Origin of the sequence: Sporosarcina sp. P19 (assembly GCF_002743165.1) — a bacterium.
Lineage (GTDB): Bacteria > Bacillota > Bacilli > Bacillales_A > Planococcaceae > Sporosarcina > Sporosarcina ureae.
Window position 1 is genome coordinate 39,855 of the sequence record NZ_PDYR01000016.1, and the last position, 25,804, is coordinate 65,658.

Below are 25,804 nucleotides of genomic sequence, written 5' to 3' on the forward strand. Positions count from 1 at the left end.
AGTTAAAATAAGTATTTGAAAAGATAAAGCAGACTATAGTCCTATGTGAACAGGAGCGTCAGTATGGCATAATAAGAAGCATTCAGAATTTATTTCCAAAATTGAAAATGTGTTACAGGTCCATAATGGATAGGTGCAATTGAGTTAAGGGGGTACTGCTACAGTGTTGAAAACATTAAATATCAATCGTTATCTAGAAAGTTCACTTTTTAAAATCGTTTTAGATGAAGATGGCGATATACTTGATATGACAGAAGCTGTTAAATTACTAATGCCTAAAGACTTTATCCCACATCATATATCTGAAATATTTGATCAAAGTTTGTTGGAACAAATAAAGAAACGGTTGCTTCTGTTGAAAACAGAAACGATAGCCGATCAAAATGTATTGATTGGTCATCTAGAAGTGCCGAATAAAAAAAGTGAACCTTGTTATATTATATACCAGCAATATAGCGGTAGGGCGATTTTAACAATAAAAATTGGTGAACAAAGCTATAAATTGAATCAATTATATGAAAGTGCTTATTTAAAGGCGACTATGCCAATGGCGCTAGTGAATGAATCGGGTTATATTATTTCGACGAATGATTTATTCTTGGAAATATTTCCTGACCAAACTTCCAGTGAACTTATACATCTACAAGACCTTTTTTATTTAATGGTCCCAACCTCTCCATTTACTTTTGAAGAATATATCTTAAAAGCACTAACACAAGAATCTTCGACAGTGAAAATGTCTTACACATCTAAAGGAATACAACGTTATCAAGATGTTAGTTTGACATTGGACTGTAAAACACAAATGTTTATCTTACGAATTGTAGATATTACTGAACAGGAACGTCTATTTGAGCAACTAGCGCACTCCGACCAATTATGCACGACTGGGGAAATTGCCGCAAGCATTGCACATGAAGTACGTAATCCGATGACGACATTACAAGGGTTTCTCCAACTATTGGAACACGAAGTAACGGGTAACGCACAAATGTATGTAAAAGTTATTCAAGACGAAGTCAAACGCATGAACGAGATATTGAATGAAATGTTAGTTCTATCAAAACCGGCTGTAGATGAAATTACTATATTTTCGTTATCCGTTTTAGTAGAAGAAGTACTTATATTGCTTCGACCTAAAGCATTGTTTGATCAAATTCATTTAGAAAATGAATTCAATGCTAAGGGATCTTTACTAATTCAAGCAAATCCGAACCGTATTAAACAAGTATTTATAAATCTTCTTAAGAATGCAATGGAAGCTATGAAAGCAAATGATACATTGTCTATCATGATAAGTGAAGGGCATCAGCAAAATGTGGATATTTTTATATCCGATACAGGGGCTGGAATGGGAGAAGAAATGCTTGAAACTATTTTCTTGCCATTTGTGACAGATAAACCAGGAGGTACTGGTTTAGGACTTCCATTTGTTAAGAAAACCGTTCAAGAACATGGAGGATCCATATCCGTTACTAGTGAAATTGGTAAAGGAACGGTTTTTCATTTATCATTTCCTTTAATTCCTGTAATAGTATAGTAATGACCAGAAGTTCAAATAGAAAAAGGCCGATCCAAAGGATCGGCCTTTTTCACATTGGCAACATTACTTGATGGTAGCTGCCATGTCTTTAAATTCTTCTATATGTTCGTTATCTTCTTTAGCGTAAATGGTTACGCGAATTAACTTGTCTTCCCGTTCAATGACATAGCCTGTGAAATAACCTTCTGTAGAATCTACTACTGCACCTTTAACAGACTTGATATCATCAGCTTGTGGAAGATCTGTTTCATCTGTAATCTCGATAGGTGTTTCACCGTCACTAGAAGCCGTCAATAACTCTCCCATATTTTCATAGAGTTCATCGAAAGTATACGATTCTTCATCTTTAGGCATAGTTTCGATTCGCATGAACATTTCACTATCTTCTTCTAGGTATAGACTGTCTCTGCCCGGTTCTTCACTTGTAAGTGTATACCCAGGGAGCACCATCATGGAGTAATCCTGTTCATCACTTGTTGTTTCTACAGCATCTTTCATTACATCTTCGCTTGCTTCTACTTCAGTGTCTGTTTCGATTTCTGCTTCATTTTCGGAAGAAGTGCTTTCTTCTGCATCTGTTTCAGGAGCAGCAGGTTCTTCTATAGCATTACCTGTTGTATCTTTTTCTGGGTCCGCATCAGATGTTCCGCACGCTGCAAGCATGATAGAGGCGGTTAGTGAAGTGAAAATAATACGCCATTTGTTGTTCATTTGGTACCACTCCTTCATATACTATTCTATTTTATTGGACGGATCACAGCGAAGAAGGTTTCAATCTTGTTTACTGTTGTTTAAGATAATATAACGTTTATGGTTGATTACTGTTTTTTCCTGCATGACCGATTCATCGAAGTCTTCCATATACGTTAAGTCTACAATTACAGAGTTTTCGTTCACTTTTTCTACAATTCCTTGTAAGCCTTCTTTGAATTCAATAATATCACCAATTTCTGCAATCATCATTCTAACCACCCTTTCTTCAATCATTATTATACTAAGCAAAGAAATGAAACTGTACTATTGGGAATTCCTTTATAGTTTGCCTTATAATCTCCAAAACGTAAAGTCTTATCTTAAAAAACATAGAAATATATTAGTATACATTTTGTCGAAAATTATCGATATTATTTCGGTTTAATAATATTAAGTTGTTGGTATATTAAAGAGTAGAGTATTTACAGATGAAAGGTGTGCAAGAAGTGCATAATTGTAAACTTGAAATAGAACAAGTTAGAGAACAATTAATTCAGGCTGCTGAAAAATATGGTATGGACGCCGAAAATACCATTGAACTTAGTCGTAAATTGGATGTATTAATTAATAAATTCAATGATAAAAAAGAAATACAACTGCCTTGAATTTACGCAAAAATGAATGTTTAACTCATAATAAATGTGGGAACACTATAAAAGAACACAGCAACATTCTCATTTCCCCCTTTTGTGGACCAATCTTGTATTGGTCCTCTTTTTTTGTTTAATTGTAAAAATATTTGAACTTCTGTACGATAGGATTAAACTTACATATTGAGGAGTGAAAATATGCAAAAAGAAAAGATTGCATTTATTGGAACAGGTGTCATGGGTTCGAGTATTGTCAAGCATTTGATTAACGCATCTTATGAGGTAACAGTATTCACTAGAACGAAATCAAAAGCTGAACCACTAGTAGGACAAGGAGCAAGATGGGCAAACAATGTAGCTGAAGCTATTGAACATGCTGACATTATTTTCACGATGATCGGTATGCCAACCGATGTGGAAGAAGTTTATTTATCGGATCAAGGTATATTGGCAAACGGTCATCCTTCTCAAATCCTAGTGGATATGACTACTTCTAGTCCTGAACTAGCTATTGCCATTGCAGAAAAAGCAGCTTCTTTACAAATGGATTCACTGGATGCGCCTGTATCAGGTGGAGATATTGGAGCTCGAAATGGCACGCTATCTATTATGTGTGGAGGTAAAAAAGAAGTATTTGAAAAGCTATTACCGATTTTATCTGTTTTTGGTAAACAAATTGTTTATCAAGGAACAGCGGGAGCCGGGCAACACGCTAAAATGTGCAATCAAATTACGGTCGCTGGAAATATGATAGGGGCATGCGAAGCGATTGCGTACGCTATGGAATCGGGTCTTGATCCGGATACGATGTTACGATCCGTCACTTCGGGTGCAGCAAATTCTTTTAGTTTATCTGATCTTGGACCACGAATTATTACCGAGAATTATGAACCAGGATTTTATGTAAAACATTTTGTGAAGGATTTACATATTGCATTACAGGAAGCAGAAAGACTGAATCTTAAATTGCCAGGCCTACATCTTGCTTATGATATGTATGCAGATTTACTCTCAAAGGGTTATGGGGAAAAAGGAACACAAGTCCTGATTAAAAAGTATATAAAGTAAAGTGTAAGAGATTATGTAATTTTCTTTATGTTTGTCGTGTAAAAAATCCACAATGGCAAGTCTGTTCTACAGTAAATTTAAAAGCATCTATTTGCGAATAATCCACTGAGTGTAAAATACGCATACTTACTCACTAATTGCACATGCTCTTTAATATAGTATGAGCGAAAAGGAGGGAGTTATGATGTGGGATATTTGGTTGTGGCCTATGGTGTTTGTATCAGCTATAATGCTTTGGATCGGACTAGCTGGAGTTAGGAAAACGAGTCGTTCATTTCAGTTAAACGAAAAGAACAAAATACCCGATATTGCAGCTGAGCACCCATATGCAATGAACCCATTACTGTGGATCATCATTGTCGCTTCAGTTTTTATCATTTTCATCATTTTTTATTATTGGGCCTCTTTCTATTAAAGAAAGAGGTTTTTTGTTTTGTGAATCCGCTTTCTTTTAAGGTGAAAATTGGCTTTTTGTGGTATGATGGATTTGAAACAGTGAACGGACTTTTAGGTAAATATATTTAGATGAAGAATAGAAGGAGCGATCACCAATGGTTTCTATAAACAATAAAGATTTTCTTACTGCGCCCATCATAGATCAAATTATTTCTTCGGAAAAGGTTGCCCACGTGCAAATCGGAAATAACGCAGAGCATGCACTGCTTGTTTTGACCAAGACTGGCTATTCTGCAATCCCTGTACTGGATAATCAGTATCATTTGAAAGGGCTCCTCGGGATTGGAATGATTACAGATTCTATTTTAGGTATGGAACGCATTGAATATGAGAGATTAGAAGATATTAAAGTAGATGAAATTATGGATACGAATCTACCGACGATTCGTGTGAAGGACCGTTTTCAACGCGCAGTAGATCTTTTAATTAATCATCCGTTTTTATGCGTCACTGAAGAAGATGGAACATTTGCCGGTATTATTACGCGACGTGTGATTATGAAAGAATTTAAAAAGTATATTTATAACGTTTAATAAACTTACTGTAATAGAGCAGTGAAGCAAGTGCTATAGTAAAATAGTAAAGGGCTCCGATATAGGAGTCTTTTTCTAATAGAAGGAGTTGAAATAGCTGTGCCCAAAGAAACTAATCGGCCCTTTGTTCTTGCTGCTGTTATGCTCGCTATGTTTGTAGGGGCAGTAGAAGCGACAATTGTTACTACTGCAATGCCGACGATCGCTTCTGAATTAGGTGGGTTTTCTCGGTATAGTTGGATATTCTCATCTTATTTATTAATGAGTACCGTGACGGTATTAATTTATGGAAAGCTAGCGGATTTATTTGGACGAAAGCCAATTTTTTTTATGGGCGTGACGATTTTTTTGATCGGTTCCATACTTTGTGGATTCGCTGTCTCAATGGAGCAGTTGATAGTCTATCGCCTCATACAAGGCTTGGGAGCAGGAGCTGTTATGCCAATTGCGACGACGATTATCGGTGATATTTATTCAACGGAAGAACGTGCGAAGATACAAGGGTATTTGTCGAGTGTGTGGGGCGTATCGGCAGTTTCAGGTCCTGTAATCGGTGGATTGATTGTACAGTATGTGAGCTGGCAATACATATTTTGGGTAAACGTGCCGCTCGGACTACTGTCAATGGGTGTTATATATTTCTTTTTACATGAACCAAAAGAAACTCAAAAGGCTTCTGTCGATTACAAAGGTGCTTTTCTACTGACGTCTGCATTATCCACTCTCTTAATCTGGCTCGTAGAGGGAGGTCAAGGGTTCGGACGATTTTCAACTTTCGGTATAGCATTGATTATACTTTCTGGCATTTCATTTTGGCTATTTTTCAGACAAGAGAAACTGGCAAAAGATCCACTGATCTCATTTAGTATCTGGAAAAACCCCGTTATTTTATATGCGAATCTCGTATCGTTGACAACAGGAGTAATATTAATAGGAGTTTCCTCTTATTTACCTACTTACGTATCCGGAGTGATGGAACAACCAGCCATCATAGCAGGTTTCACATTAACTGCCATGTCGATTGGTTGGCCTCTAGCTTCCTCACTGGCGGGGCATTTACTCATACGTTTCGGCCCGTTTCTCGTATCGTTTGCTGGCGGTGTGTCTCTTGTAATCGGCACGACGATGTTTGTCTTCATGACCTCAACACTAGGACCGGTATGGGCGGGGTGTTCTAGCTTCTTCATAGGCGTTGGAATGGGGCTGACCAATACATCTTTCATTGTTACGATTCAAGGGGCTGTACCGCGCGTACAAAGAGGCTCAGCTACTGCAGCGAATATGTTTATGAAGAATTTTGGCAATACAGTTGGTGCTTCTGTGTTTGGAGCAATTTTGAACGGTGCCCTCATTACCTATTTTACGAAAGAAAAATTGCCATACACGATTGATCACGTAAATACATTGTTAACGAAAGACGGTCGCTCGATGATTACATCACAGGAGTTAGTCAGTTTACAAAGCGGTTTAGACAGCTCATTGCACTGGGTGTACATAACGATTGCTTTATTTGCAGTCATTAGCTTATTATTGATTTTACGAATTCCACGAGGGAAGGTGACAGATCATGTCAACCATTGAACTGGATATTATCAAAGCATTGGCTGAAGAAGGCAACATGCGTAAAGCATCAGAGCGCCTTCATTTGTCCCAGCCTGCTTTGTCACAACGCCTCCAGACGATTGAAAAAGAGTGGGGTATGCAGTTGTTCATCCGATCACAAAAAGGCCTGGAACCGACGCCAGCAGGTGAACACGTCATCAGCTACGCGAGGGAATCATTGGCTAAGAAGGATGAGACGATGGAATTGATCGCCTCACTTGAAGATAAAGTACATGGGACATTGAAGATTGCTTGTGCCTCTATAATTGGTCAGACCTGGTTGCCTCAAGTATTGAAAGACTATGTAGCACTTTATCCAGATGCTAAGATTTCTTTAATGACGGGATGGAGTTCAGAAATCTCCAAAGCTTTGTATGAAGGGGAAGCGCATATTGGTATTGTTAGAGGGCAAACAGATTGGAAAAGTAATCGTGTCTACTTATTTCGGGATCAGTTGTATCTAGTGGATTCTGAAATCTCGACCATTGATGAATTAAAAGACACCAATCGCCACTTTATTCAATACAAAAGTGATTCAAACTATTATATGGAAATCCAGCGCTGGTGGAATAAGCATTTCAATCAAAATCCAAGTCGCCAAATCATAGTCGATCAGATCGAAATGTGTAAGCAGCTCGCGTTAAAAGGTATCGGCTATGCTATACTGCCTTCCATCACATTGTCAGGTGATGAGAAAGTCAATCTAATCCCGTTGTTGAATAGCGAAGAAGAGTTTGAGCTGACACGTGATACATGGTTAATCGGATATGGTTCTACATTTGAATTGAAGCAAGTAAAGGCGTTTGTAGAGATTGTGCAGGAATATGCGGAGTTATTAAGGAAAGGTCAATAAAAGAGGTTGGGACAGAACATAAAAACGTAAGGCGAATGAGTCCTTTACGCTTTTTTCTGTTCTTATCAGTAAATGTTTTTTTAGAGTATTAGAGTGTACCGGAACGGAGAAAGGCCGACTCCAGAGGGATCAGCGTGCGTCTTGAGACCCTGGACAGGTGCCTTAATTTCTACAAAGTACACAGAAATACGGCAAAGCGAACCCTTCGTTGTTCGCTTGGCTCAAGCCACGCCCCTCGGAAAGCGTGCCTTTCGGAGTGCAGGGAAACGGGGTGAGATAGTTATGTCCCAGCCTCCTCGAGTGAAGACGAACTCTAGTAGTAATAGAGTTTGTCTTCGCTTTTTTGTATTATGCATAGTTTGTAACTAGTGGAAAGCGTCCATATAGAATATTGCTACGGGCTTCTATCATGATACTGTTTATGGTGTTCTTGCAGACTCTATAAGTGACTTATTGTTCCTTGCCCAGGTCAACGCAAGAATAAAGCAAAGTAGTAGAATGATTGTGCCGACTATATAGGGTGATTCCATATTTATGTCAAATATGTATCCAGCTGTAGCAGGACCAATCATATTTCCTAAACTCATATAGGCATTCATCATACCTGCCGCGTAGCCTTGTTCTTTACCGGCAAGTTTCGAGACTAACGTGTTGACTGCCGGCCGTAATAACGCAGTGGTAGTAGAGAAAATCGTTGCGACCAAGAGAATAGTGAAGAATGTGTTGACGAATAAAATACCTAACATAGCGACAGCTGCTATGACTAAATTGATTAGTATGATACGCATTTCTCCAAAACGTTTGAACAAACGATCGATGACAAATGTCTGGATAATAACACCGACAAATCCGCCAACCGTAATAATGATTGCGATTTGAGAAGGTGTGTAATTGTATTTTTGATCTACGTATAACGAGATGGTTGATTGAAAATTAGCTAATCCGAATGAAAATACAAACATGACAATCAGCATAACGAAATAAGGAGTTTGTGTGGATCTACGCATTTGCTGAAAGATGTTTTCGTTCATTGTGATTCCTTGCATCACAGGCTTAGGATTTGGTAGAAGCAATAAAGACACGATCGCTGCTAATATAGATGCCGATGCGGCGAAATAAAATGGGAAGTATAAGCTGATTTTAGATAAAAAACCGCCGATTCCAGGACCTATCATAAAGCCTAAAGACATCGAAGCGCCAAGTAATCCCATTCCTCGACCACGGTTTTTAGTGGATGTGATATCTGCCACAAATGCCATTGTAGGGGGTACGATAAAGGCGGCACCGAAGCCTGAAAAGAATCGTGCAACGTAGAGCATCCATAGTTCAGTTGATAAACTGAAAGCTAGTTGAGAAAAACCATAGATAAGCAATCCGAAAATGATAATATTTTTTCTGCCGTATTTATCTGAAAGATTTCCTGAAATAGGTGAGAAAATAAATTGTGCAAAAGAGAACATCGCAATTAATAGTCCGAGTGCGCGTCCTGCCACTCCGAAAGTAGCTAAAAATTCAGGCATAATGGGGATAATTAAGCCGACACCAGCCATGGCGATGAACATATTAAACATGAGAATGTAAAGTGCAATGCTTGTAGGGATTTTATTCATTCGGTAGCTCACTTTCCAAAAACTTTTTACTAATCGTATCATAAATAAATTGGCAATGTCTGCATCGTGCTTGGTATGCCATATTAAGAGGAAAGTAGATGTGAAAAAACGACTCCTTTAGCTAAGGAGTCGTTCGTAAGATTAATCTTCTTTTTTCATTTCATCTAGTACACGATTCACACGTTTTTCAAGCATTTTCATACCACTGCCGCCCGCTTGGAAGTGGCGTAACTGACCATCTTTGTCAAAGACATAATACGCAGGAACATATTGGTTTTCAAATGCATCATTTAACTTTAATTCACTATCAACGAAAATTGGTTGTGTAATATCGTGCTCAGCTGCTACGTTCTTGATTTGTTCTAGATCAACGTCATCTTCTGAACGAGGCATGTGTACAGCCACAACATTCAGTTCATCTTTGTACTGATCTCTGAAATTGTTTACATCCGGCATCGCTTCTTTGCACATGTGACAACTTACAGACCAGAAGTGGATAAGTGTCGGTTTTTCTCCAACGAGTTCCGATTTAGAAGTTTCACCATTCAACCAAGTAGTAGCACCTTGAAGTTCAGGCATTTGTTCACGTAATTTCATCAAGAATTCCTCCTAGCTAAGTGGGTATATATTATGTGATAAAAAAATCCCCACGATTAGTGTAACGCGTGGGGATGGTTGTCCAAAAATTAAAGAGTTTTTTGACCTGGACGCCAGTTTGCTGGGCAAAGACCGCCAGTTTGTAGTGCTTGTAGTACACGAAGAGTCTCGTCTACATCACGACCAATATTGTTGTGGAATACTGTCTGGTACTGAAGTTCGCCTTCAGGATTGATGATGTAAAGGCCGCGCAATGCAATACCTTCTTCTTCGATCAATACACCGTACTCACGTGAAACGGAATGGTTAGTATCTGCTGCTAGTGGGTATTTTAGTTGTTCAAGACCATTGTCTTTACGATCCGTGTTAATCCAAGCTAGGTGAGTGTGGATAGTATCAGTAGAAACACCGATTACTTCTGCATCCAAGTCTTCGAACTCATCGTAACGATCCGACATTGCAGTGATTTCAGTTGGGCATACAAAAGTGAAATCCATTGGATAGAAGAAAAGAACTGTCCATTTGTCGTTTTTCATGTTTTCTTGTAAACTAACTTTACCAAAAGATTTGTCAGCTAGTACTGCCTCCATTGTGAAATCTGGAGCTTGTTTACCTACCATGCGTTCAGCCATTATATAAAACCTCCAATTAGTCTTTCGTACAACGACATGACTGTGTTGCACAAGTCTTATCTAGAATAACAAAGTTCCAATTTAAATTCAATGCGAATGACTTGAAGATAATAACAATTATTATAAAGAGCGGTAAACCTTATATATTTAGGATCTGAGTCTCTGTTTACTCAAAGTCTTGTTTGCAGTCAGAAGGTTTTACTGGGCGCGTTTGACACGTCTTGCAATTCGGATCGCAAATCATTTCTCGCCATTCATCGCAATCTTTGCAGTAACGTGCGTCAAATTCATCGCTATAATGTAATGGTTCCATGCACTCTACGCAATGAGAAGCCATCTCTTTCCACGTTCGGATTTTCTTATTGTTTACTAGAAAAATTCCTTCTAGATAATTTTCTCTTGTTGCGGGCTCGGCTTTTCGATTCCGCTTGGCATCAGAGTCCAGATAAAAAAATAAATGGTCTTCCAACTGAATCCCTCCTTAACATATCGTTTCATTCTACTATGTCATCTGCGAAAAGACAATTTTCATGACCATTTTCCTGCAGGCTGTTTTGTTATTCGACATTTTATAGATAGTTGATTTCACTATCATTTTGTGTATAATAAGTAAGTTTACAACTGTTCAGTTATGATAGGAAATAATACGTTACATAAGGAGGAAATCTATTGACTACCGAACCGATTATTCGCTTTGAGAATGTCACAAAACGCTACAATGAATCGACAACTGTTCTTGATCGTGTTTCATTTGAAATGGAACGCGGTAAGTTTTATACATTACTTGGACCTTCAGGCTGTGGGAAAACGACGATTTTACGTTTGATCGCAGGTTTTACAGAGGCGACAGATGGATCGATTTTCTTTAATGGAAAGAAAATTAACTCTGTACCCGCAAACGAACGCCAAGTGAACACGGTATTTCAAGACTACGCATTGTTTCCTCATTTGAATGTTTATGAGAATGTTGCATTTGGTTTACGCATAAAAAAAGTGAAAAAGAATGAAGTGGACCGCCGAGTTAAAGAAGCGTTGAAGTTCGTCAATCTGGAAGGATACGAATCACGAGAAATCACTGAAATGTCAGGTGGGCAGCGTCAGCGCGTTGCGATTGCTAGAGCAATTATTAACGACCCTGAAGTGATTTTACTAGACGAGCCATTGTCTGCGCTAGATTTGAAATTGCGTTCTGAAATGCAATATGAATTGCGCGAGCTCCAGCAGCGTCTTGGTAAAACATTTGTTTTTGTCACACATGACCAGGAAGAGGCACTTGCGATGTCCGATGAAATTTTCGTCATGAATAATGGTGAAATTCAACAGTCAGGGACACCGATCGATATTTACGATGAACCGATTAACCGTTTTGTGGCAGACTTTATTGGTGAATCAAATATGGTGTCAGGAAGAATTATTGAAGATTATCTAGTGGAATTCACTGGGAAACAGTTTGCCTGCGTAGACGGCGGCTTCTACCCCAATGAAAAGGTCGATATTGTCATTCGTCCTGAAGATTTGGAAATGACAACCTTCGAAGAAGGGAAATTAGGCGTCACCGTAGATACACAATTATTCCGAGGAGTACACTATGAGCTTTCAACGTATGACTCTGATGGTAATGAGTGGTTAGTCCATTCAACGAAACCAGCGGATGTGGGGACGTTAATCGGTTTGGATTTTGAACCGGCAGACATTCATGTTATGCGTCTGAATGAATCTGAAGCTGACTTTGATGCACGTCTGGAATCGTTTGGAGTGGCGGAAGATGAGGAATAAAAACCCGTTACGCTTTATATATGCCACACCGTATGCAGCATGGTTATTATTATTTGTACTAGCACCGATTGTTGTCATTGTGTATTATTCGTTTTTCGATCTTTCGGGTCATTTAACTTTGGCTAACTATCGAAACTTCTTTACATCGATCTATTTCAAATTAACAATGAGTTCGTTTTGGTATGCGTTTCTCATAACGTTTTTTGCTCTATTGATCTCGTATCCGACCGCCTACTTCTTGACAAAGACGAAACATAAGCAATTATGGTTGTTACTCATTATCATACCATCATGGATTAATCTGTTGTTAAAGACGTATGCATTTATCGGGTTGATGGGGAAGTATGGACCGATTAATGCCTTTTTAGAAGCAGTTGGTATAGGTGGTCAGCAAATATTATTCACTGATTTTAGTTTCGTGTTTGTTTCTGTGTATATATTTATTCCTTTTATGATATTGCCAATCTTTAATTCCTTGGATAAAATCAATCCTACTTTACTTGATGCCTCGAAAGATTTAGGAGCAAATGCATGGGTAACGTTTAAACGAGTGATTTGGCCTATGACTACTGATGGTGTGAAATCGGGTATACAAGTTGTGTTCATTCCGGCACTATCTCTGTTTATGATTACGCGCTTAATCGCTGGTAATAAAGTAATTACACTCGGTACTGCGATTGAACAACAATTCCTCGTTACACAAAACTGGGGAATGGGTTCAACGATTGCTGTGTTTTTAATCATTTTCATGTTCTTAATTATGGTACTGACATCGGGCAAAAAAGGGGGCATCATTAAATGAGGAAACTGGGAATCTTGCCGAGAATTTATTTGGCAGCAGTCTTTGTAATTTTATATGCTCCGATTTTTTATCTCATATATTACTCTTTTAATTCAGGAGGCGGGATGTCGAATTTCGAATCCTTCACTTTAGAACATTATAAAGCGGTATTTCAGGATACGCGACTTCTAATCATTGTCTTAAATACGATCATTATCGCATTATTATCTGCACTACTATCTACCACGATTGGTGTGATTGGTGCGCTTGCCATTTATTTTATGAAAAATAAATCTGCACGTCAGACGGTATTGTCACTGAATAATATATTGATTGTTAGTCCAGATGTAATTATCGGTGCGTCATTCTTAATATTATTCACACTGATCGGGGTGAAATTGGGTTTTGCTTCGGTGTTAATTTCTCATATCGCTTTTAGTATACCGATAGTCGTCATCATGGTATTGCCAAAATTGCTAGAAATGAGTACTACGTTAATAGATGCAGCACTGGATTTAGGAGCTTCACGTAAAGATATACTGACACGTGTCATACTGCCTTATATTAAGCCGGGTATTTTCGCAGGATTTTTCCTCGCGTTAACCTATTCATTGGATGACTTTGCCGTTACTTTTTTCGTAACTGGAAATGGATTCTCGACATTATCCGTGGAAATTTACTCCATGGCCCGTACAGGAATCACTTTGACAATCAACGCACTGTCCGGCTTGATCTTCTTACTCACGATGGTCCTAGTACTAGGTTATTATATAATCGGAAATAAAGCGAAATCACCTCAGGGGGTGAAGAAATGAAAGGACTAATTAGCAGTGCGTTTGTGATCATACTCGTTTCTGGTCTCTTGTTATTCACTAATTATCAGCTCGAGCATAAGGCAGGGCGAGCAGGCAAAGATACGATTACTGTGTACAACTGGGGCGAATATATTGACCCAGATCTTCTGAAGCAATTCGAAGAGGAAGAGGGGATTAAAGTAATTTATGAAACATTTGATTCGAATGAAGGAATGATGGGGAAAATCGAACAAGGAGGAACTGCTTACGATGTGACAGTCCCTTCTGAATATGCTGTGCAGATGATGGAAGAGAAGGATCTATTACTGCCACTGGATTTCTCGAAAATCCCGAACATTAAACATATCGATCCATACTTTATGAATTTGCCGTTTGATCCAGACAATCAATACTCGATTCCATACTTCTGGGGAACTGTGGGCATCGCGTATAATGCCTCCTTATTAGAAGGTCAGACGTTTGAGAGTTGGGAAAGTTTATGGGATGCTTCATTGCGTCAAAGGCTTATTTTAGTAGATAGTGCACGTGAAGTGATTGGCGTATCATTAAATTCGCTTGGCTACTCTTTGAATTCAACAAGTTTACAGGAACTAAAAGAGGCGACAGACAAGCTGGAAACGATGGGGCCCAACGTCAAAGCCGTAATAGGTGATGAAGTCACGCAATTAATGGTTAATAATGAAGCGTCCGTTGCACTGACATGGTCTGGCCAAGCGGCAGACATGATCTATGAGAACGACGACATTGACTATATCGTGCCGAAGGAAGGCTCAAATTTATGGTTTGATAATATTGTCATCCCGAGAACATCTACGAATGTTGAAGGAGCGTATAAATTCATTAATTTCATGCTTGATCCTGAAGTGGCAGCACAAAATGCAGACTACGTAGGTTATTCCACACCGAATAGTTCAGCTTTGTCGTTTATGGATGAAGAAACAACGGGTGATGAACGATTTTATCCTGACGAAGAAGCAAGAAAAAACCTAGAGGTGTATGAAAATTTAGGCTTAGAAACACTTGGCGTGTATAATGAGTTATTCCTAAAATTTAAAATGGGATTGCGATAAGACGTATAACTATTCGCAATAGCGAGGAGTAAGTGGATGAAAAAGGAATTTGTAGTAATTGGCTTAGGACGTTTCGGAGGTAGTATTGTTAAGGAACTGATTGAACTAGAAGCAGATGTTATGGCGATTGATAAGTCAGAAGAACGCGTAGAAGAATACGCGAATATTGCCACGCAGGCTGTAGCTGTCGATACTACAGATGAAGCTGCATTACGTTCTTTAGGAATTCGGAATTTCGAACATGTGGTGATCGCAATCGGAGAAAATATTCAAGCGAGTATTTTGACTACACTGATTTTAAAGGAAATCGGTGTACAGCGAATTACAGTGAAAGCGCAAAATGACTATCATGAAAAAGTATTGCGTAAAATTGGAGCAGATCAAGTCGTTCACCCCGAGCGGGATATGGGGAAGCGAATTGCGAACAACTTGGTTTCGAATAATATACTGGATTATCTAGAGTTGTCCGATGAATACTCCATCGTGGAGATTCAGGCGAATAATCACATCGCAGGCTCTTCGCTGATCGACTTGGACATTCGTGCCAAGTACGGTGTGAATATTGTGGCGATCAAGCGTGGAACGCATATACTCGTGTCTCCACAGGCGATTGAACAGATAGAGGTTAATGACGTGTTGATTGTGATTGGTTCTGATCTGGATATTCATCGGTTTGAACGGAGAGCTTTGCATTAAGCATGGGTAGTGGGAGAGCACTGTTGATTTGTCGTGAAACACTTATTGTATATTAAAATAAACTAAATAAAAAACTGAAGACATGCTCCTAGTTTACAGGAGTTGCCTTCAGTCTGGAGCAAGTGCTAACATGCACTTGCTTTTTTGTATGAATTTTTTAGAGTTCCATGATGACGGGAAGGATCATAGGTTTACGCTTCGTTTTCTCGTATAAATACGGAACAAGTGTATCAATGATGTCGCCCTTCAGGTTGTTGATGGAATCAGGTTTAGCAGCCAGTTTGCGCTGTAGAGTTTTGGACAGCATATATTGGGCTTCATTAATCATGGCGCCTGATTCACGCATATAGACGAATCCACGTGAGATAAGGTCGGGACCGGATACTAAGCGATTCTTTTTCGTATCAATTGTTGCTACCACGATGACCAGGCCGTCTTCTGAGAGAATTCGTCTGTCGCGTAGTACGACGTTACCGATGTCACCGATGCCGCTTCCGTCGATGTAAACATCGCCTGACGGTACACGTCCAGCAAGTCTAGCTGTTGAGTCGGTAAGTGCGAGTACGTCGCCGTTACCCATGATGAAAATGTTATCTGGCTCGACATCGCAGTCTATTGCGAGTTGAGAGTGCATATTCATCATACGGTATTCACCGTGAATTGGCATGAAGTATTTAGGTTTGATTAAACGTAACATGAGCTTTTGCTCTTCCTGTGACCCGTGACCGGATGTGTGGATGTTGTTCAGTGGACCATGAATAACTTCTGCACCAGCACGGAACAGTGAGTTAATCGCTTTGTTTACGCTAAGTGTATTGCCTGGTATTGGTGAAGAAGAGAAAATAACAGTATCTCCAGGTTGTATTTGAACTTGTCTATGTGTACCGTTTGCGATACGTGATAGTGCAGCCATCGGTTCACCTTGACTACCCGTACATAAAATCATGACTTTATTAGCGGGAAGTCGGTTGAGTGATTGAGCATCGACGAATAAATCTTTTGGTGCATCAATATATCCGAGTTCACGGCCGATGGTAATTGCGTTATCCATACTACGACCGAAGACAGCAATTTTACGACCGAAAATCTGCGCCGATTCAATCACTTGCTGCAATCTATGGATATTAGAAGCGAATGTAGCGAAAATAATTCGACCATCTACTGTACGGAAAATATCATTTAGGCTTTCTCCGACTTTGCGTTCAGACATTGTGAAGTTAGGTACTTCTGCATTTGTACTGTCTGATAGCAAACAAAGTACACCTTCACTACCGATTTTGGCCATCTTATGCAAGTTAGCAGGTTCGCCGACAGGTGTAAAGTCGAACTTAAAGTCTCCTGTATGGACGATGTTACCGGATGGAGTTTTAACCACCACACCGAATGCGTCAGGAATACTGTGCGTAGTTCTGAAGAATGATACTGCTGTTTTACGGAATTTGATAAAATCATCTTCTTCAATTTCGTGAATTTCCGTAGTTCGCAACAATCCGTGTTCTTCCAACTTATTGCGAAGTAATCCAATTGCTAGTTTTCCGCCATAGACGGGTACATTCACTTTGCGTAACAGGTAGGGAATTCCCCCGATATGGTCTTCGTGACCATGTGTAATGAAAAGTCCTTTAATCTTATCGATATTGCGTTCAAGGTACGTGTAATCTGGAATTACATAGTCAATACCTAGCAATTCATCTTCAGGAAATTTGATTCCGGCATCAATAATGATGATTTCATCTTGGAATTGTACACAATACGTATTTTTACCGATTTCACCTAGTCCGCCTAGGGCGAAAACGGCTGTTTCATTGTTTTTAATAGATTTCATTGATTAGACCTGCTCAACGTGAAAGTCTGGGGAGGCTTGTTCATATGTTAAATGCTCGCCTTCCAGCTTTTGCACGTATTCAATCATAAGATCGCGATCTTTCAGTTGATCACGGACTTCTTTTTCTGTTTCAGCTTCTACATACAAGCTGAGTGTGTTCTCGCGGACTGGGACTTCATGTACGTTTAAATGGTAATATACTTTGAAAATCATGTTTAACTCTCCTTTTTACGTTCCTAATAATACATATCATCAATAATAGCATGCAATTTCCCTAAAATAAAGAAAAGCCCACCAATTTAGTTGGCGGGCGTAAAAGTCTAAGCAATCGTCTTTTTACCGAGCAGGCCATTAAGTCGTCTTAGCAATTTGCGTTTTAGACGTTTATACATGGCATCATCACTCCTTGACAAGACTGTAACAGAAAAACTTCGGTCTGTCAAGTTTAAGTGCTTTACTCTCTGTCAAATGCTGTGGCACCAGGGATATCTTTGTATGGAGCGTTTTCGTCAATATGATCATAGAACATAATGCCGTTCAAATGATCCAATTCGTGTTGGAAAGCAATTGCGGGCAATCCCTTTAAGCGTTTCTTGATAACGTTTCCTTCCTTATCAAGTGCTTTCACGGTAATTCTTGCATAACGGGGAACGTAACCGGGCACTTCACGATCTACTGATAAACAGCCTTCACCGGTCTCTATATAGGTTTTTTCAACGGAATGGCTAATGATCTTCGGATTAATAGCTATAAAGTTTTCCAATAGATTTTCACCGTCAGGTATATGCAGAGCAAAAATTCTTTTGGATGCATTCACTTGTGGGGCGGCCAATCCGATACCTGAACGTAAACCGTATTTTTCACCCAACTTGTCATCTTGGCTATTGACGACATACTCCAGTAGATCATCGCATAGTTGACGGTCTTCATTGCTTAGAGGAAAGCTCACCTCTTTTGCTTTTAAACGCAATGTCGGGTGACCCTCTCGGATAATATCATTCATTAAAATCATTTCTACTCTTCCTCTCGGATATATTAGATATTGTATAGTCTTTCGTAAATGGGTAGCTGATGTGTATTAAGGGTATATAATCATAAGAACCAACTTCCTATTATACAGTATAAACGAATGAGAAAAATGGTGAAAGAGAAAAGTATATAAAGCGTCAGGAGGGCATTTAATGAAGAAAATAATGTGTGTTTTGTTTATATTCCTTCTACTAAATGGTTGTTCTCGAGAATCGGAAGTAACTCAACAATTTACCGATTTACTTGTTGCAGTGAATGAAAAAGAAAAACAAGGGAACAACTTTGGAAGGAAGTTATTTGAGAAAGAGCAGAAAGAACAAGTGTTGTTCATTGAGACAATGGGACTGACTCAACAGCAATATCAGGAAGTGAAACAGCGAGTAGGCGCGTTGAAAAAGTCTGCACATGAACGAGCTTTATTGTTAGAAAAAGAGGAAAGTGCTTTACGTGACTCGAAGAAAGTGGTAGACCAAATGTCAGCATGGATCGAGCGAGTAGATTTAACTAATCAATTAGATGAAGTGGTGGAACTGTATTATGAACGTTCTGAAATACATGAAACATTCATAATGCAGTACAAAAAGCTCATAGACAGTCAGGCGCAATTATATACACAAATTGAAGATCGATCTATCCGTGAGCATGAACTGCAAAAGCATGTCAATGAAGTAAATGATTTAATTACTTCCAGTCAACAGTTACTTTCGGAATTGAATGAAGCGACTAAGGAAGTAAACAGAATAACAGCCCGCGCTTTAAAAAGTTTAAAACAGCAGTAAAGAGGAAATGTAAAGTTTAGAGTCAAAACTGTAAAAATAAGTGAAACGTATACGGTAACTTCGGATAAAAAGTCTTCAGGAATGTAGAGGGACTTGTAATTTAAAATTGCTATCCGGATGCCAAATGAAGACTTCTATGAATGCTGATTGCGTAGTGTGTGTCACTAAAAAACATTGTTGTACCAATACAGAAACGATATTGTGTTAGTACAGTATGTTATTTGAAAAATGTAATAAAAGAGAGAAAGTCTTTGATTACAATGGTTGACCAAGCGCTCAGTTTTGCGTATACTAAAAAATATAAGAAGTTGTATTAACTTTATTTGAAGAATATATAATACAGATATGAAGGAGAGATCAAGATATGGTAGCTAAAAAAGGTAATCAGTATGATCCGGTGAAAGCGCTTCAACTGATCGAGAGCCAATTTGATATGGTGCAAATATTGAACGAAGAAGGAAAAATCGTGGATAAGGACTTAGATCCGAAACTTCCAGATGAAGAATTAGTGGAATTGATGAATCGAATGGTTTATACACGTATTCTTGACCAACGATCCATTTCTTTAAACAGACAAGGACGTCTTGGATTTTATGCTCCGACAGCAGGACAAGAAGCTTCCCAGTTAGCTTCTCAATATGTGTTGGAAAAAGATGATTTTATTCTCCCGGGATATCGTGACGTACCCCAGTTATTATTCCATGGTTGGCCTTTGCACATGGCATTCCTTTGGTCAAGAGGGCATTATGCAGGAAGCGTTATTCCTGATGGACTCAATATCTTCCCGCCACAAATCATCATTGGTGCACAATATGTACAGGCAGCTGGTGTAGGATTAGGCTTTAAGAAAAAAGGGGAGAAATCAGTTGTCATTACGTACACAGGTGATGGCGGAACATCGCAAGGTGATTTCTATGAAGGATTGAACTTTGCCGGCGCATATAAAGTACCTGCTATCTTCGTCATTCAGAATAACCAATATGCAATCTCCACACATCGTGATGTACAGACGGCGGCTAAAACACTCGCTCAAAAGGGTGTAGCGGCAGGCATGCCAAGTGTACTTGTAGATGGGATGGATCCATTGGCAGTATATGTTGCGACACGTGACGCAAGAGAACGTGCAGTAAATGGAGATGGGCCAACATTAATTGAAACGATGTGTTACCGTTACGGTCCTCATACTATGGCTGGTGATGATCCAACACGCTACCGTACATCTGATATTGATGATGAATGGGAAAAACGTGACCCGATCGTTCGTTTCAGAACATATTTGGAAGCTAAAGGTATATGGTCTAAAGAACAAGAGGAAAAAGTAATTGAACGTGCGAAAGAAGAAATTAAAGAAGCGATTAAAAAAGCAGATGGACAGCCTAAACAAAAAGCAACAGACTTTATGAAAATTATGTATAAGGGCGAAATGCCGTTTAACTTACAAGAACAATTGGATGCGTATGTTGGAAAGGAGTCGAAATAACCCATGGCAGAATTAACAATGATTCAAGCGATTACAGATGCACTTCGTACGGAGCTGAAAACAGACGAAAACGTATTGCTGTTCGGTGAAGACGTAGGCGCAAATGGAGGTGTCTTCCGTGCGACGGAAGGCCTTCACAAAGAATTCGGAGAAGAGCGGGTGTTTGATACACCATTAGCTGAATCTGGTATTGGTGGATTGGCGATCGGACTAGCACTTACTGGTTTCCGTCCTATTATGGAAATTCAATTCTTTGGTTTTCTATTTGAAGTAATGGATTCCGTGAGTGGACAAATTGCGAGAATGAACTTTAGAACAGGTGGACATTTCAATGCGCCAATTACGATTCGTGCGCCATTTGGTGGAGGTGTAGCGACTCCTGAAATGCACGCGGATAGCTTGGAAGGTCTTGTAGCCTCACAACCTGGTTTAACAGTAGTCATTCCGTCGACTCCGTATGACGCAAAAGGATTACTCATATCTGCGATCAAGAGTGACGATCCTGTAATTTTCTTGGAACATATGAAACTATATCGTTCATTTAGACAAGAAGTTCCTGAAGAAGAATATTCTATACCTTTAGGAAAAGCTGATGTGAAACGTGAAGGTAAAGATTTGACGATTGTCACTTACGGCGCAATGGTGCAAGAAAGCCTAAAGGCGGCCGAAGCACTTGAAAAAGAAAATTACTCAGTGGAAGTAATTGATTTACGTACGATTCAGCCTCTTGATATAGAAACAATCATTCAATCTGTTGAAAAAACGAACCGTGCAATCGTAGTACAAGAAGCACAGCGACAAGCAGGAATTGCAGCTAACGTAGTAGCTGAGATTACTGAACGTGCGATCTTGAGCCTAGAAGCTCCTGTGCTACGTGTGACAGCACCTGACACGGTATATCCATTTGCAGCGGGCGAAAATACATGGTTGCCTAATGCGAAAGACATTGCAGCGAAAGCAAGAGAAGTTCTGACATTTTAAAAACATATTGGACAAACCAGGAAGGGTGAATTACGTGACTTATGAATTTCGATTACCAGACATTGGTGAAGGTATACACGAAGGGGAGATCGTCAAGTGGTTCGTAAAACCAGGCGATGAAATCCAGGAAGATGATACATTACTAGAAGTACAAAACGATAAAGCTGTAGTAGAAATTCCATCACCAGTATCAGGTACAGTAGAAGAAATTTATGTTACTGAAGGTACTGTAGCAGTGGTTGGAGATAAATTAGTGCGCTTTGATGCACCGGATCACGGTATTCCAGATCATGAAGAGGATGAAGAAAGTGCGGACTCTTCTAAAGAAGAAGCGAGTGCAGAAAAATCTCATGAACAAGTAGGAGAAGCGCTTGGTAGCGTAGATTCCAAGAAACCTGAACAAGCATCTGAAGAACAACTACCGGCAGAAACGCAAAAAGAACAACCAGTCAAACTATCTACTAGTGAAGTGGACGAAAATCGCCGAGTCATCGCGATGCCGTCTGTTCGTAAATATGCACGTGAACAAGATGTGACGATAGCACAAGTTGCAGGTAGTGGAAAAAACGGTCGCGTGTTAAAAGAAGACATAGATTCATTTAAAGCGGGAGCTCAACAGCAACCTGTTAAAGAAACGACTGATTCACAGCAAAACACGGAATCATCTTCAATTTCAGAGAAACAAGCTCCTATCTTTGAAGGTGAATTCCCAGAGACTCGTGAGAAATTATCTCCTATGCGAAAAGCTATCTCAAAAGCCATGTCGAATTCCAAGCACACGGCTGCACATGTTACATTGCTGGATGAAGTCGATGTGACTGCACTAGTTGCACATCGCAAAGAATTCAAAGCAATTGCCGCGGAGAAAGATGTGAAGTTAACATATCTTCCGTATGTAGTAAAAGCGCTCGTAGCGACACTACGCGAGTTCCCTCAACTTAATACGTCATTGGACGATGAGACAGAAGAATTAATTCAAAAACATTATTATAATATTGGAATTGCAGCAGATACAGATCGCGGGCTAATGGTACCAGTCGTGAAAAATGCTGATCGTAAGTCAATGTTTGCTATTTCAAGTGAAGTGAATGAACTCGCCGGAAAAGCGCGAGACGGGAAACTTCAAGCTGCAGAAATGAAGGGTGCATCCTGTACAATCACGAATATTGGTTCGGCAGGTGGACAATGGTTCACGCCGATAATTAATCATCCAGAAGTAGCTATTTTAGGTATCGGAAGAATTTCTGAAAAACCTGTAGTAAAAAATGGTGAAATTGTAGCGGCACCTATGTTAGCATTATCTTTAGTATTTGATCACAGAGTGATTGATGGCGTAACGGGACAATTAGCGTTAAACTATCTTAAGGAATTAATTAGTAATCCATCACTTTTATTAATGGAGGCGTAAATCACATGGTAGTAGGAGATTTTCCAATCGAAGTTGATACACTCGTAGTAGGTTCAGGTCCAGGAGGATATGTTGCAGCAATACGCGCAGCTCAGCTTGGTCAAAAAGTTACAATCGTAGAAAAAGATACAATCGGCGGAGTTTGTTTGAACGTTGGATGTATTCCTTCTAAAGCAATGATTTCTGTTGGACATCGCTTTGTAGATGCTCAGAATGCGGATGCGATGGGAGTTACTGCGAAATCTGTCGAACTCGACTTTTCTAAAGCTATGAAGTTTAAGGAAAGCGTTGTTTCTAAGTTAACGGGTGGCGTATCAGGTTTGCTTAAAGGGAATAAAGTAGAGACAGTTGCAGGCGAAGCGTATTTCGTAGACGCGAACACTGTACGCGTGATGACAGAAGACTCTGCTCAAACATATAAATTTAACAACGTTATTATCGCAACAGGTGCGCGCCCGGTTGAAATTCCTTCATTCAAATTTACTGACCGTGTAATTAATTCTACTGGCGCTCTAAACTTGAAAGAATTGCCGAAAAAGCTTGTCGTTGTTGGTGGCGGCTATATCGGTACAGAACTCGGTTCAGCTTATGCTAACCTTGGATCAGAAGTAACAATTCTTGAAGGCGCGGATGATATCCTTGCTGGTTTCGAAAAACAAATGACACAGATCGTTAAAAAAGGCTTGAAGAAAAAAGGCGTTGAAGTAGTTGTAAAGGCATCTGCTAAAGGCGTTGAAGAAACAAAAGACGGCGTCGTAGTCACATACGAAGCTAAAGGTGAAGAAGTGAAAATCGAAGCGGACTACGTTCTTGTAACAGTGGGCCGTCGTCCAAATACGGATGAAATCGGTTTGGAAGGTCTAGGCTTAAACATGACTGACCGTGGTTTGATCGAAGTGGACAAGCAGTGCCGTACGAATGTACCGAATGTATATGCAATCGGTGATATTGTAGAGGGTCCTCAGCTTGCACACAAAGCTTCTTACGAGGCGAAAGTTGCAGCAGAAGCTATTTCTGGAGAAAAATCTGAAGTAGATTATATGGCTATTCCGGCTGTATGCTTCACAGATCCCGAATTGGCAACTGTTGGCTTAAATGAAAAACAAGCAAAAGATGAAGGGTATGACGTAGTAAGCGGTAAATTCCCGTTTGCAGCAAACGGCCGTGCGCTTTCATTGGATGCTACAGAAGGCTTCGTGAAGCTTGTGGGTCGCAAAGAAGACGGCTTGTTGCTAGGCGCACAAATCGTTGGGGAAAATGCTTCTGACATGATTGCAGAACTTGGTCTGGCGATTGAAGCAGGTATGACTCTAGAAGATATATCTATGACAATCCATGCTCACCCTACACTAGGCGAGATTTCTATGGAAGCAGCAGAAGTTGCTCTTGGTAAGCCGATTCACATGATGACGAAATAAAACAGCTAGAATTGAACAGCCCATGGGAATAGTTTTCTCATGGGCTTTTTTAGATTTTGAAAAAAAGGGGGGGTTTTTATGTGGAAAACTAGAGTGACAGAACTTTTTGGAATTGAATACCCAATTGTGCAAGGTGGACTCGCGTATCTAGCTTATTCTGATCTAGCAGCTGCCGTTTCAGAAGCCGGTGGACTTGGTCAAATCACAGCAATGAGTTTACCTTCACCTGAAGCATTGAAAGAAGAAATTCGCAAAGTTCGCGAAAAAACATATAAACCTTTTAGTGTAAATTTTGCAATTGGTAATCATGGTAGATCATATGAGGCAATGGTGGAAGCTGCACTCAAAGAAAAGATTACTATTATCTCTGTGACTGGGGGGAACCCTGCGCCACTTTTTGATATGCTTAAAGGTACTGATGTGAAGAAAATGGTGTTAGTAGCTGCTAGAAGACAAGCACAAAAAGCTGAAGAGATTGGTGCAGATGCTGTCATAGCAGTTGGACAAGAAGGTGGCGGACATTTAGGACGTGATGATATAGGTACGATGATATTGATTCCAAGAATTGTAGATTCCGTCAGTATACCGGTCATTGGATCGGGTGGTATTGGTGATGGACGAGGTTGGATGGCGGCGCAAGCACTCGGAGCAGAAGGAATCGAGATGGGGACTCGTTTCATAGCAACGAAAGAATGTGTCGATGCGTCACCAGCTTATCTTGATTCTCTTTTAGCGAGCAGTGAACAAGATACGACGATTATTAAACGCACAATCGGTGCGCCTGCACGTGCATTATCGAATGAATGGACAGAGAAAATTCTGAAGTTAGAATCAGAAGATGCTGGTTACGAAGGACTGAAAACATTTATTAGTGGGGATGCAAATCGTAAGTTCATTCATGATGGTATAGAAGAGCAGGGCTTTGGTTGGGGTGGTCAAGTAGCGGGTATGATTGAGGATGTTCCAAGCGTTGCTGAATTGTTTAAACGAATGAAAAATGAAGCAATCACTATACGAGAAAAATGGAGTGTCAGATAAGGAGAGAAAAAGATGGCAGGTTATCAATATCCGCTACGTGCGGATTGGTCAACAGAAGAAATTGTTAAAGTAGTCGACTTTTTTACAAAAGTAGAGCAAGCATATGAATCGAATATTGAACGAGACGAATTCATGAAGTATTATCGAGCTTTCAAAAGTGTAGTACCATCCATGGCTGAAGAAAAAACGCTGTGCAAGGAATTCGAGGAAAGTAGTGACTATGTAGCATTTCGTGTAGTGAAAGCTGCAAAAGAAAGTCAACCAGGGGAACTGTTAAAGGTGAAAAAATAAGTAAAGCAAAGAGGTTGCGACATAACTATCTCACCTCGTTTCCCTGCACTCCGAAAGGCACGCTTTCCGAGGGGCGTGGCTTGAGCCAAGCGAACAACGAAGGGTTCGCTTTGCCGTATTTCTGTGTACTTTGCAGAAATTAAGGCACCTGTCCAGGGTCTCAAGACGCACGCTGATCCC

Annotated in this window: 28 protein-coding genes; 19 read left to right on the top strand and 9 right to left on the bottom strand. The window is 39.8% G+C overall.

The features are described 5' to 3' along the window. Positions 1 to 163: 163 nt before the first annotated feature. A complete protein-coding gene (locus CSV74_RS14370) occupies positions 164 to 1,540 on the top strand; it encodes a two-component system sensor histidine kinase NtrB (RefSeq protein ID WP_099692217.1) in 1,377 nt (458 codons plus the stop codon). Positions 1,541 to 1,606: 66 nt separating this feature from the next. On the opposite strand, the gene CSV74_RS14375 is transcribed toward CSV74_RS14370, so the two are convergent. Continuing rightward, positions 1,607 to 2,254 carry a hypothetical protein gene (locus tag CSV74_RS14375; RefSeq protein ID WP_099692218.1) on the bottom strand — a complete coding sequence of 216 codons (648 nt, stop codon included), beginning with the start codon at positions 2,252 to 2,254 and terminating at the stop codon, positions 1,607 to 1,609. Positions 2,255 to 2,314: 60 nt separating this feature from the next. Then, positions 2,315 to 2,506, bottom strand: coding sequence for a YkvS family protein (locus CSV74_RS14380; protein ID WP_029052444.1), 192 nt, complete (start codon positions 2,504 to 2,506; stop codon positions 2,315 to 2,317). A gap of 218 nt (positions 2,507 to 2,724) precedes the next feature. On the opposite strand from CSV74_RS14380, the gene CSV74_RS14385 reads away from it, so the two are divergent. The 6 genes from CSV74_RS14385 (at position 2,725) to CSV74_RS14410 (ending at position 7,398) form a co-directional block, all read left to right on the top strand. Beyond that, the gene (locus CSV74_RS14385) at positions 2,725 to 2,901 is read left to right on the top strand and encodes an aspartyl-phosphate phosphatase Spo0E family protein (RefSeq protein ID WP_099692219.1); all 177 of its coding nucleotides are present in this window, start codon (positions 2,725 to 2,727) and stop codon (positions 2,899 to 2,901) included. Positions 2,902 to 3,084: 183 nt separating this feature from the next. Continuing rightward, complete coding sequence (locus CSV74_RS14390) at positions 3,085 to 3,954, top strand: NAD(P)-dependent oxidoreductase (RefSeq protein ID WP_029052443.1); 870 nt, start codon at positions 3,085 to 3,087, stop codon at positions 3,952 to 3,954. 184 nt (positions 3,955 to 4,138) lie between these two features. After that, positions 4,139 to 4,369, top strand: coding sequence for a hypothetical protein (locus tag CSV74_RS14395; protein ID WP_029052442.1), 231 nt, complete (start codon positions 4,139 to 4,141; stop codon positions 4,367 to 4,369). A gap of 136 nt (positions 4,370 to 4,505) precedes the next feature. Further along, a complete protein-coding gene (gene cbpB, locus CSV74_RS14400) occupies positions 4,506 to 4,943 on the top strand; it encodes a cyclic-di-AMP-binding protein CbpB (protein WP_029052441.1) in 438 nt (145 codons plus the stop codon). Positions 4,944 to 5,084: 141 nt separating this feature from the next. Further along, positions 5,085 to 6,524, top strand: coding sequence for an MDR family MFS transporter (locus CSV74_RS14405; protein ID WP_199170364.1), 1,440 nt, complete (start codon positions 5,085 to 5,087; stop codon positions 6,522 to 6,524). Further along, positions 6,511 to 7,398, top strand: coding sequence for a transcriptional regulator CcpC (locus CSV74_RS14410; RefSeq protein ID WP_029052439.1), 888 nt, complete (start codon positions 6,511 to 6,513; stop codon positions 7,396 to 7,398). Before CSV74_RS14405 ends, CSV74_RS14410 begins: the two co-directional genes overlap by 14 nt. A 419-nt stretch (positions 7,399 to 7,817) precedes the next feature. Here CSV74_RS14410 and CSV74_RS14415 read toward each other — a convergent pair whose 3' ends face one another. The 4 genes from CSV74_RS14415 to CSV74_RS14430 form a co-directional block, all read right to left on the bottom strand. Beyond that, positions 7,818 to 9,008 carry an MFS transporter gene (locus CSV74_RS14415; protein WP_099692221.1) on the bottom strand — a complete coding sequence of 397 codons (1,191 nt, stop codon included), beginning with the start codon at positions 9,006 to 9,008 and terminating at the stop codon, positions 7,818 to 7,820. 141 nt (positions 9,009 to 9,149) lie between these two features. After that, positions 9,150 to 9,605 carry a TlpA family protein disulfide reductase gene (locus CSV74_RS14420; RefSeq protein WP_029052437.1) on the bottom strand — a complete coding sequence of 152 codons (456 nt, stop codon included), beginning with the start codon at positions 9,603 to 9,605 and terminating at the stop codon, positions 9,150 to 9,152. Between the two features lie 89 nt (positions 9,606 to 9,694). Further along, positions 9,695 to 10,237: a peroxiredoxin gene (locus CSV74_RS14425; RefSeq protein WP_029052436.1), complete on the bottom strand. Its 543-nt coding sequence runs from the start codon at positions 10,235 to 10,237 to the stop codon at positions 9,695 to 9,697. A 166-nt stretch (positions 10,238 to 10,403) separates the two neighbouring features. After that, the gene (locus CSV74_RS14430; RefSeq protein WP_051210413.1) at positions 10,404 to 10,706 is read right to left on the bottom strand and encodes a hypothetical protein; all 303 of its coding nucleotides are present in this window, start codon (positions 10,704 to 10,706) and stop codon (positions 10,404 to 10,406) included. Positions 10,707 to 10,906: 200 nt separating this feature from the next. On the opposite strand from CSV74_RS14430, the gene CSV74_RS14435 reads away from it, so the two are divergent. The 5 genes from CSV74_RS14435 to CSV74_RS14455 are packed head-to-tail and all read left to right on the top strand — an operon-like array spanning position 10,907 to position 15,375. After that, a complete protein-coding gene (locus CSV74_RS14435) occupies positions 10,907 to 12,013 on the top strand; it encodes an ABC transporter ATP-binding protein (protein ID WP_029052435.1) in 1,107 nt (368 codons plus the stop codon). Continuing rightward, entirely contained in the window at positions 12,003 to 12,815 is an 813-nt protein-coding gene (locus tag CSV74_RS14440; protein ID WP_099692222.1) for an ABC transporter permease, read from the top strand. Before CSV74_RS14435 ends, CSV74_RS14440 begins: the two co-directional genes overlap by 11 nt. Continuing rightward, positions 12,812 to 13,609, top strand: coding sequence for an ABC transporter permease (locus CSV74_RS14445; RefSeq protein ID WP_029052433.1), 798 nt, complete (start codon positions 12,812 to 12,814; stop codon positions 13,607 to 13,609). The genes CSV74_RS14440 and CSV74_RS14445 overlap by 4 nt, the downstream gene beginning before the upstream one ends. Beyond that, entirely contained in the window at positions 13,606 to 14,679 is a 1,074-nt protein-coding gene (locus CSV74_RS14450) for an ABC transporter substrate-binding protein (protein ID WP_029052432.1), read from the top strand. Before CSV74_RS14445 ends, CSV74_RS14450 begins: the two co-directional genes overlap by 4 nt. A gap of 36 nt (positions 14,680 to 14,715) precedes the next feature. Next, positions 14,716 to 15,375, top strand: coding sequence for a potassium channel family protein (locus CSV74_RS14455; RefSeq protein ID WP_029052431.1), 660 nt, complete (start codon positions 14,716 to 14,718; stop codon positions 15,373 to 15,375). A gap of 157 nt (positions 15,376 to 15,532) precedes the next feature. Here CSV74_RS14455 and rnjA read toward each other — a convergent pair whose 3' ends face one another. The 3 genes from rnjA to def all read right to left on the bottom strand — a co-directional run bounded on the left by rnjA (position 15,533) and on the right by def (position 18,212). Continuing rightward, the gene (rnjA, locus tag CSV74_RS14460; RefSeq protein ID WP_029052430.1) at positions 15,533 to 17,200 is read right to left on the bottom strand and encodes a ribonuclease J1; all 1,668 of its coding nucleotides are present in this window, start codon (positions 17,198 to 17,200) and stop codon (positions 15,533 to 15,535) included. Between the two features lie 3 nt (positions 17,201 to 17,203). Continuing rightward, complete coding sequence (locus CSV74_RS14465; RefSeq protein WP_029052429.1) at positions 17,204 to 17,413, bottom strand: DNA-dependent RNA polymerase subunit epsilon; 210 nt, start codon at positions 17,411 to 17,413, stop codon at positions 17,204 to 17,206. A 241-nt stretch (positions 17,414 to 17,654) separates the two neighbouring features. After that, positions 17,655 to 18,212, bottom strand: coding sequence for a peptide deformylase (gene def / locus CSV74_RS14470; protein ID WP_029052428.1), 558 nt, complete (start codon positions 18,210 to 18,212; stop codon positions 17,655 to 17,657). Between the two features lie 169 nt (positions 18,213 to 18,381). Here def and CSV74_RS14475 point away from each other — a divergent pair, with 169 nt between their 5' ends. From CSV74_RS14475 to CSV74_RS14505, 7 genes are all read left to right on the top strand, one after another. Then, positions 18,382 to 19,008: a YkyA family protein gene (locus tag CSV74_RS14475; protein ID WP_099692223.1), complete on the top strand. Its 627-nt coding sequence runs from the start codon at positions 18,382 to 18,384 to the stop codon at positions 19,006 to 19,008. Positions 19,009 to 19,372: 364 nt separating this feature from the next. Continuing rightward, positions 19,373 to 20,488 (top strand): pyruvate dehydrogenase (acetyl-transferring) E1 component subunit alpha, encoded by a 1,116-nt coding sequence (gene pdhA, locus CSV74_RS14480; RefSeq protein ID WP_099669482.1) that lies wholly within the window; start codon positions 19,373 to 19,375, stop codon positions 20,486 to 20,488. Positions 20,489 to 20,491: 3 nt separating this feature from the next. Further along, complete coding sequence (locus tag CSV74_RS14485; RefSeq protein WP_029052425.1) at positions 20,492 to 21,469, top strand: alpha-ketoacid dehydrogenase subunit beta; 978 nt, start codon at positions 20,492 to 20,494, stop codon at positions 21,467 to 21,469. A 34-nt stretch (positions 21,470 to 21,503) separates the two neighbouring features. Further along, entirely contained in the window at positions 21,504 to 22,877 is a 1,374-nt protein-coding gene (locus tag CSV74_RS14490; RefSeq protein ID WP_099692224.1) for a dihydrolipoamide acetyltransferase family protein, read from the top strand. A gap of 5 nt (positions 22,878 to 22,882) precedes the next feature. Continuing rightward, positions 22,883 to 24,295, top strand: a complete 1,413-nt coding sequence (gene lpdA, locus CSV74_RS14495) for a dihydrolipoyl dehydrogenase (protein ID WP_099692225.1) — start codon at positions 22,883 to 22,885, stop codon at positions 24,293 to 24,295. A 78-nt stretch (positions 24,296 to 24,373) separates the two neighbouring features. Continuing rightward, positions 24,374 to 25,333, top strand: a complete 960-nt coding sequence (locus CSV74_RS14500; protein WP_099692226.1) for an NAD(P)H-dependent flavin oxidoreductase — start codon at positions 24,374 to 24,376, stop codon at positions 25,331 to 25,333. A 12-nt stretch (positions 25,334 to 25,345) separates the two neighbouring features. Beyond that, positions 25,346 to 25,624 carry a UPF0223 family protein gene (locus CSV74_RS14505; protein WP_029052421.1) on the top strand — a complete coding sequence of 93 codons (279 nt, stop codon included), beginning with the start codon at positions 25,346 to 25,348 and terminating at the stop codon, positions 25,622 to 25,624. Positions 25,625 to 25,804: the final 180 nt, after the last annotated feature.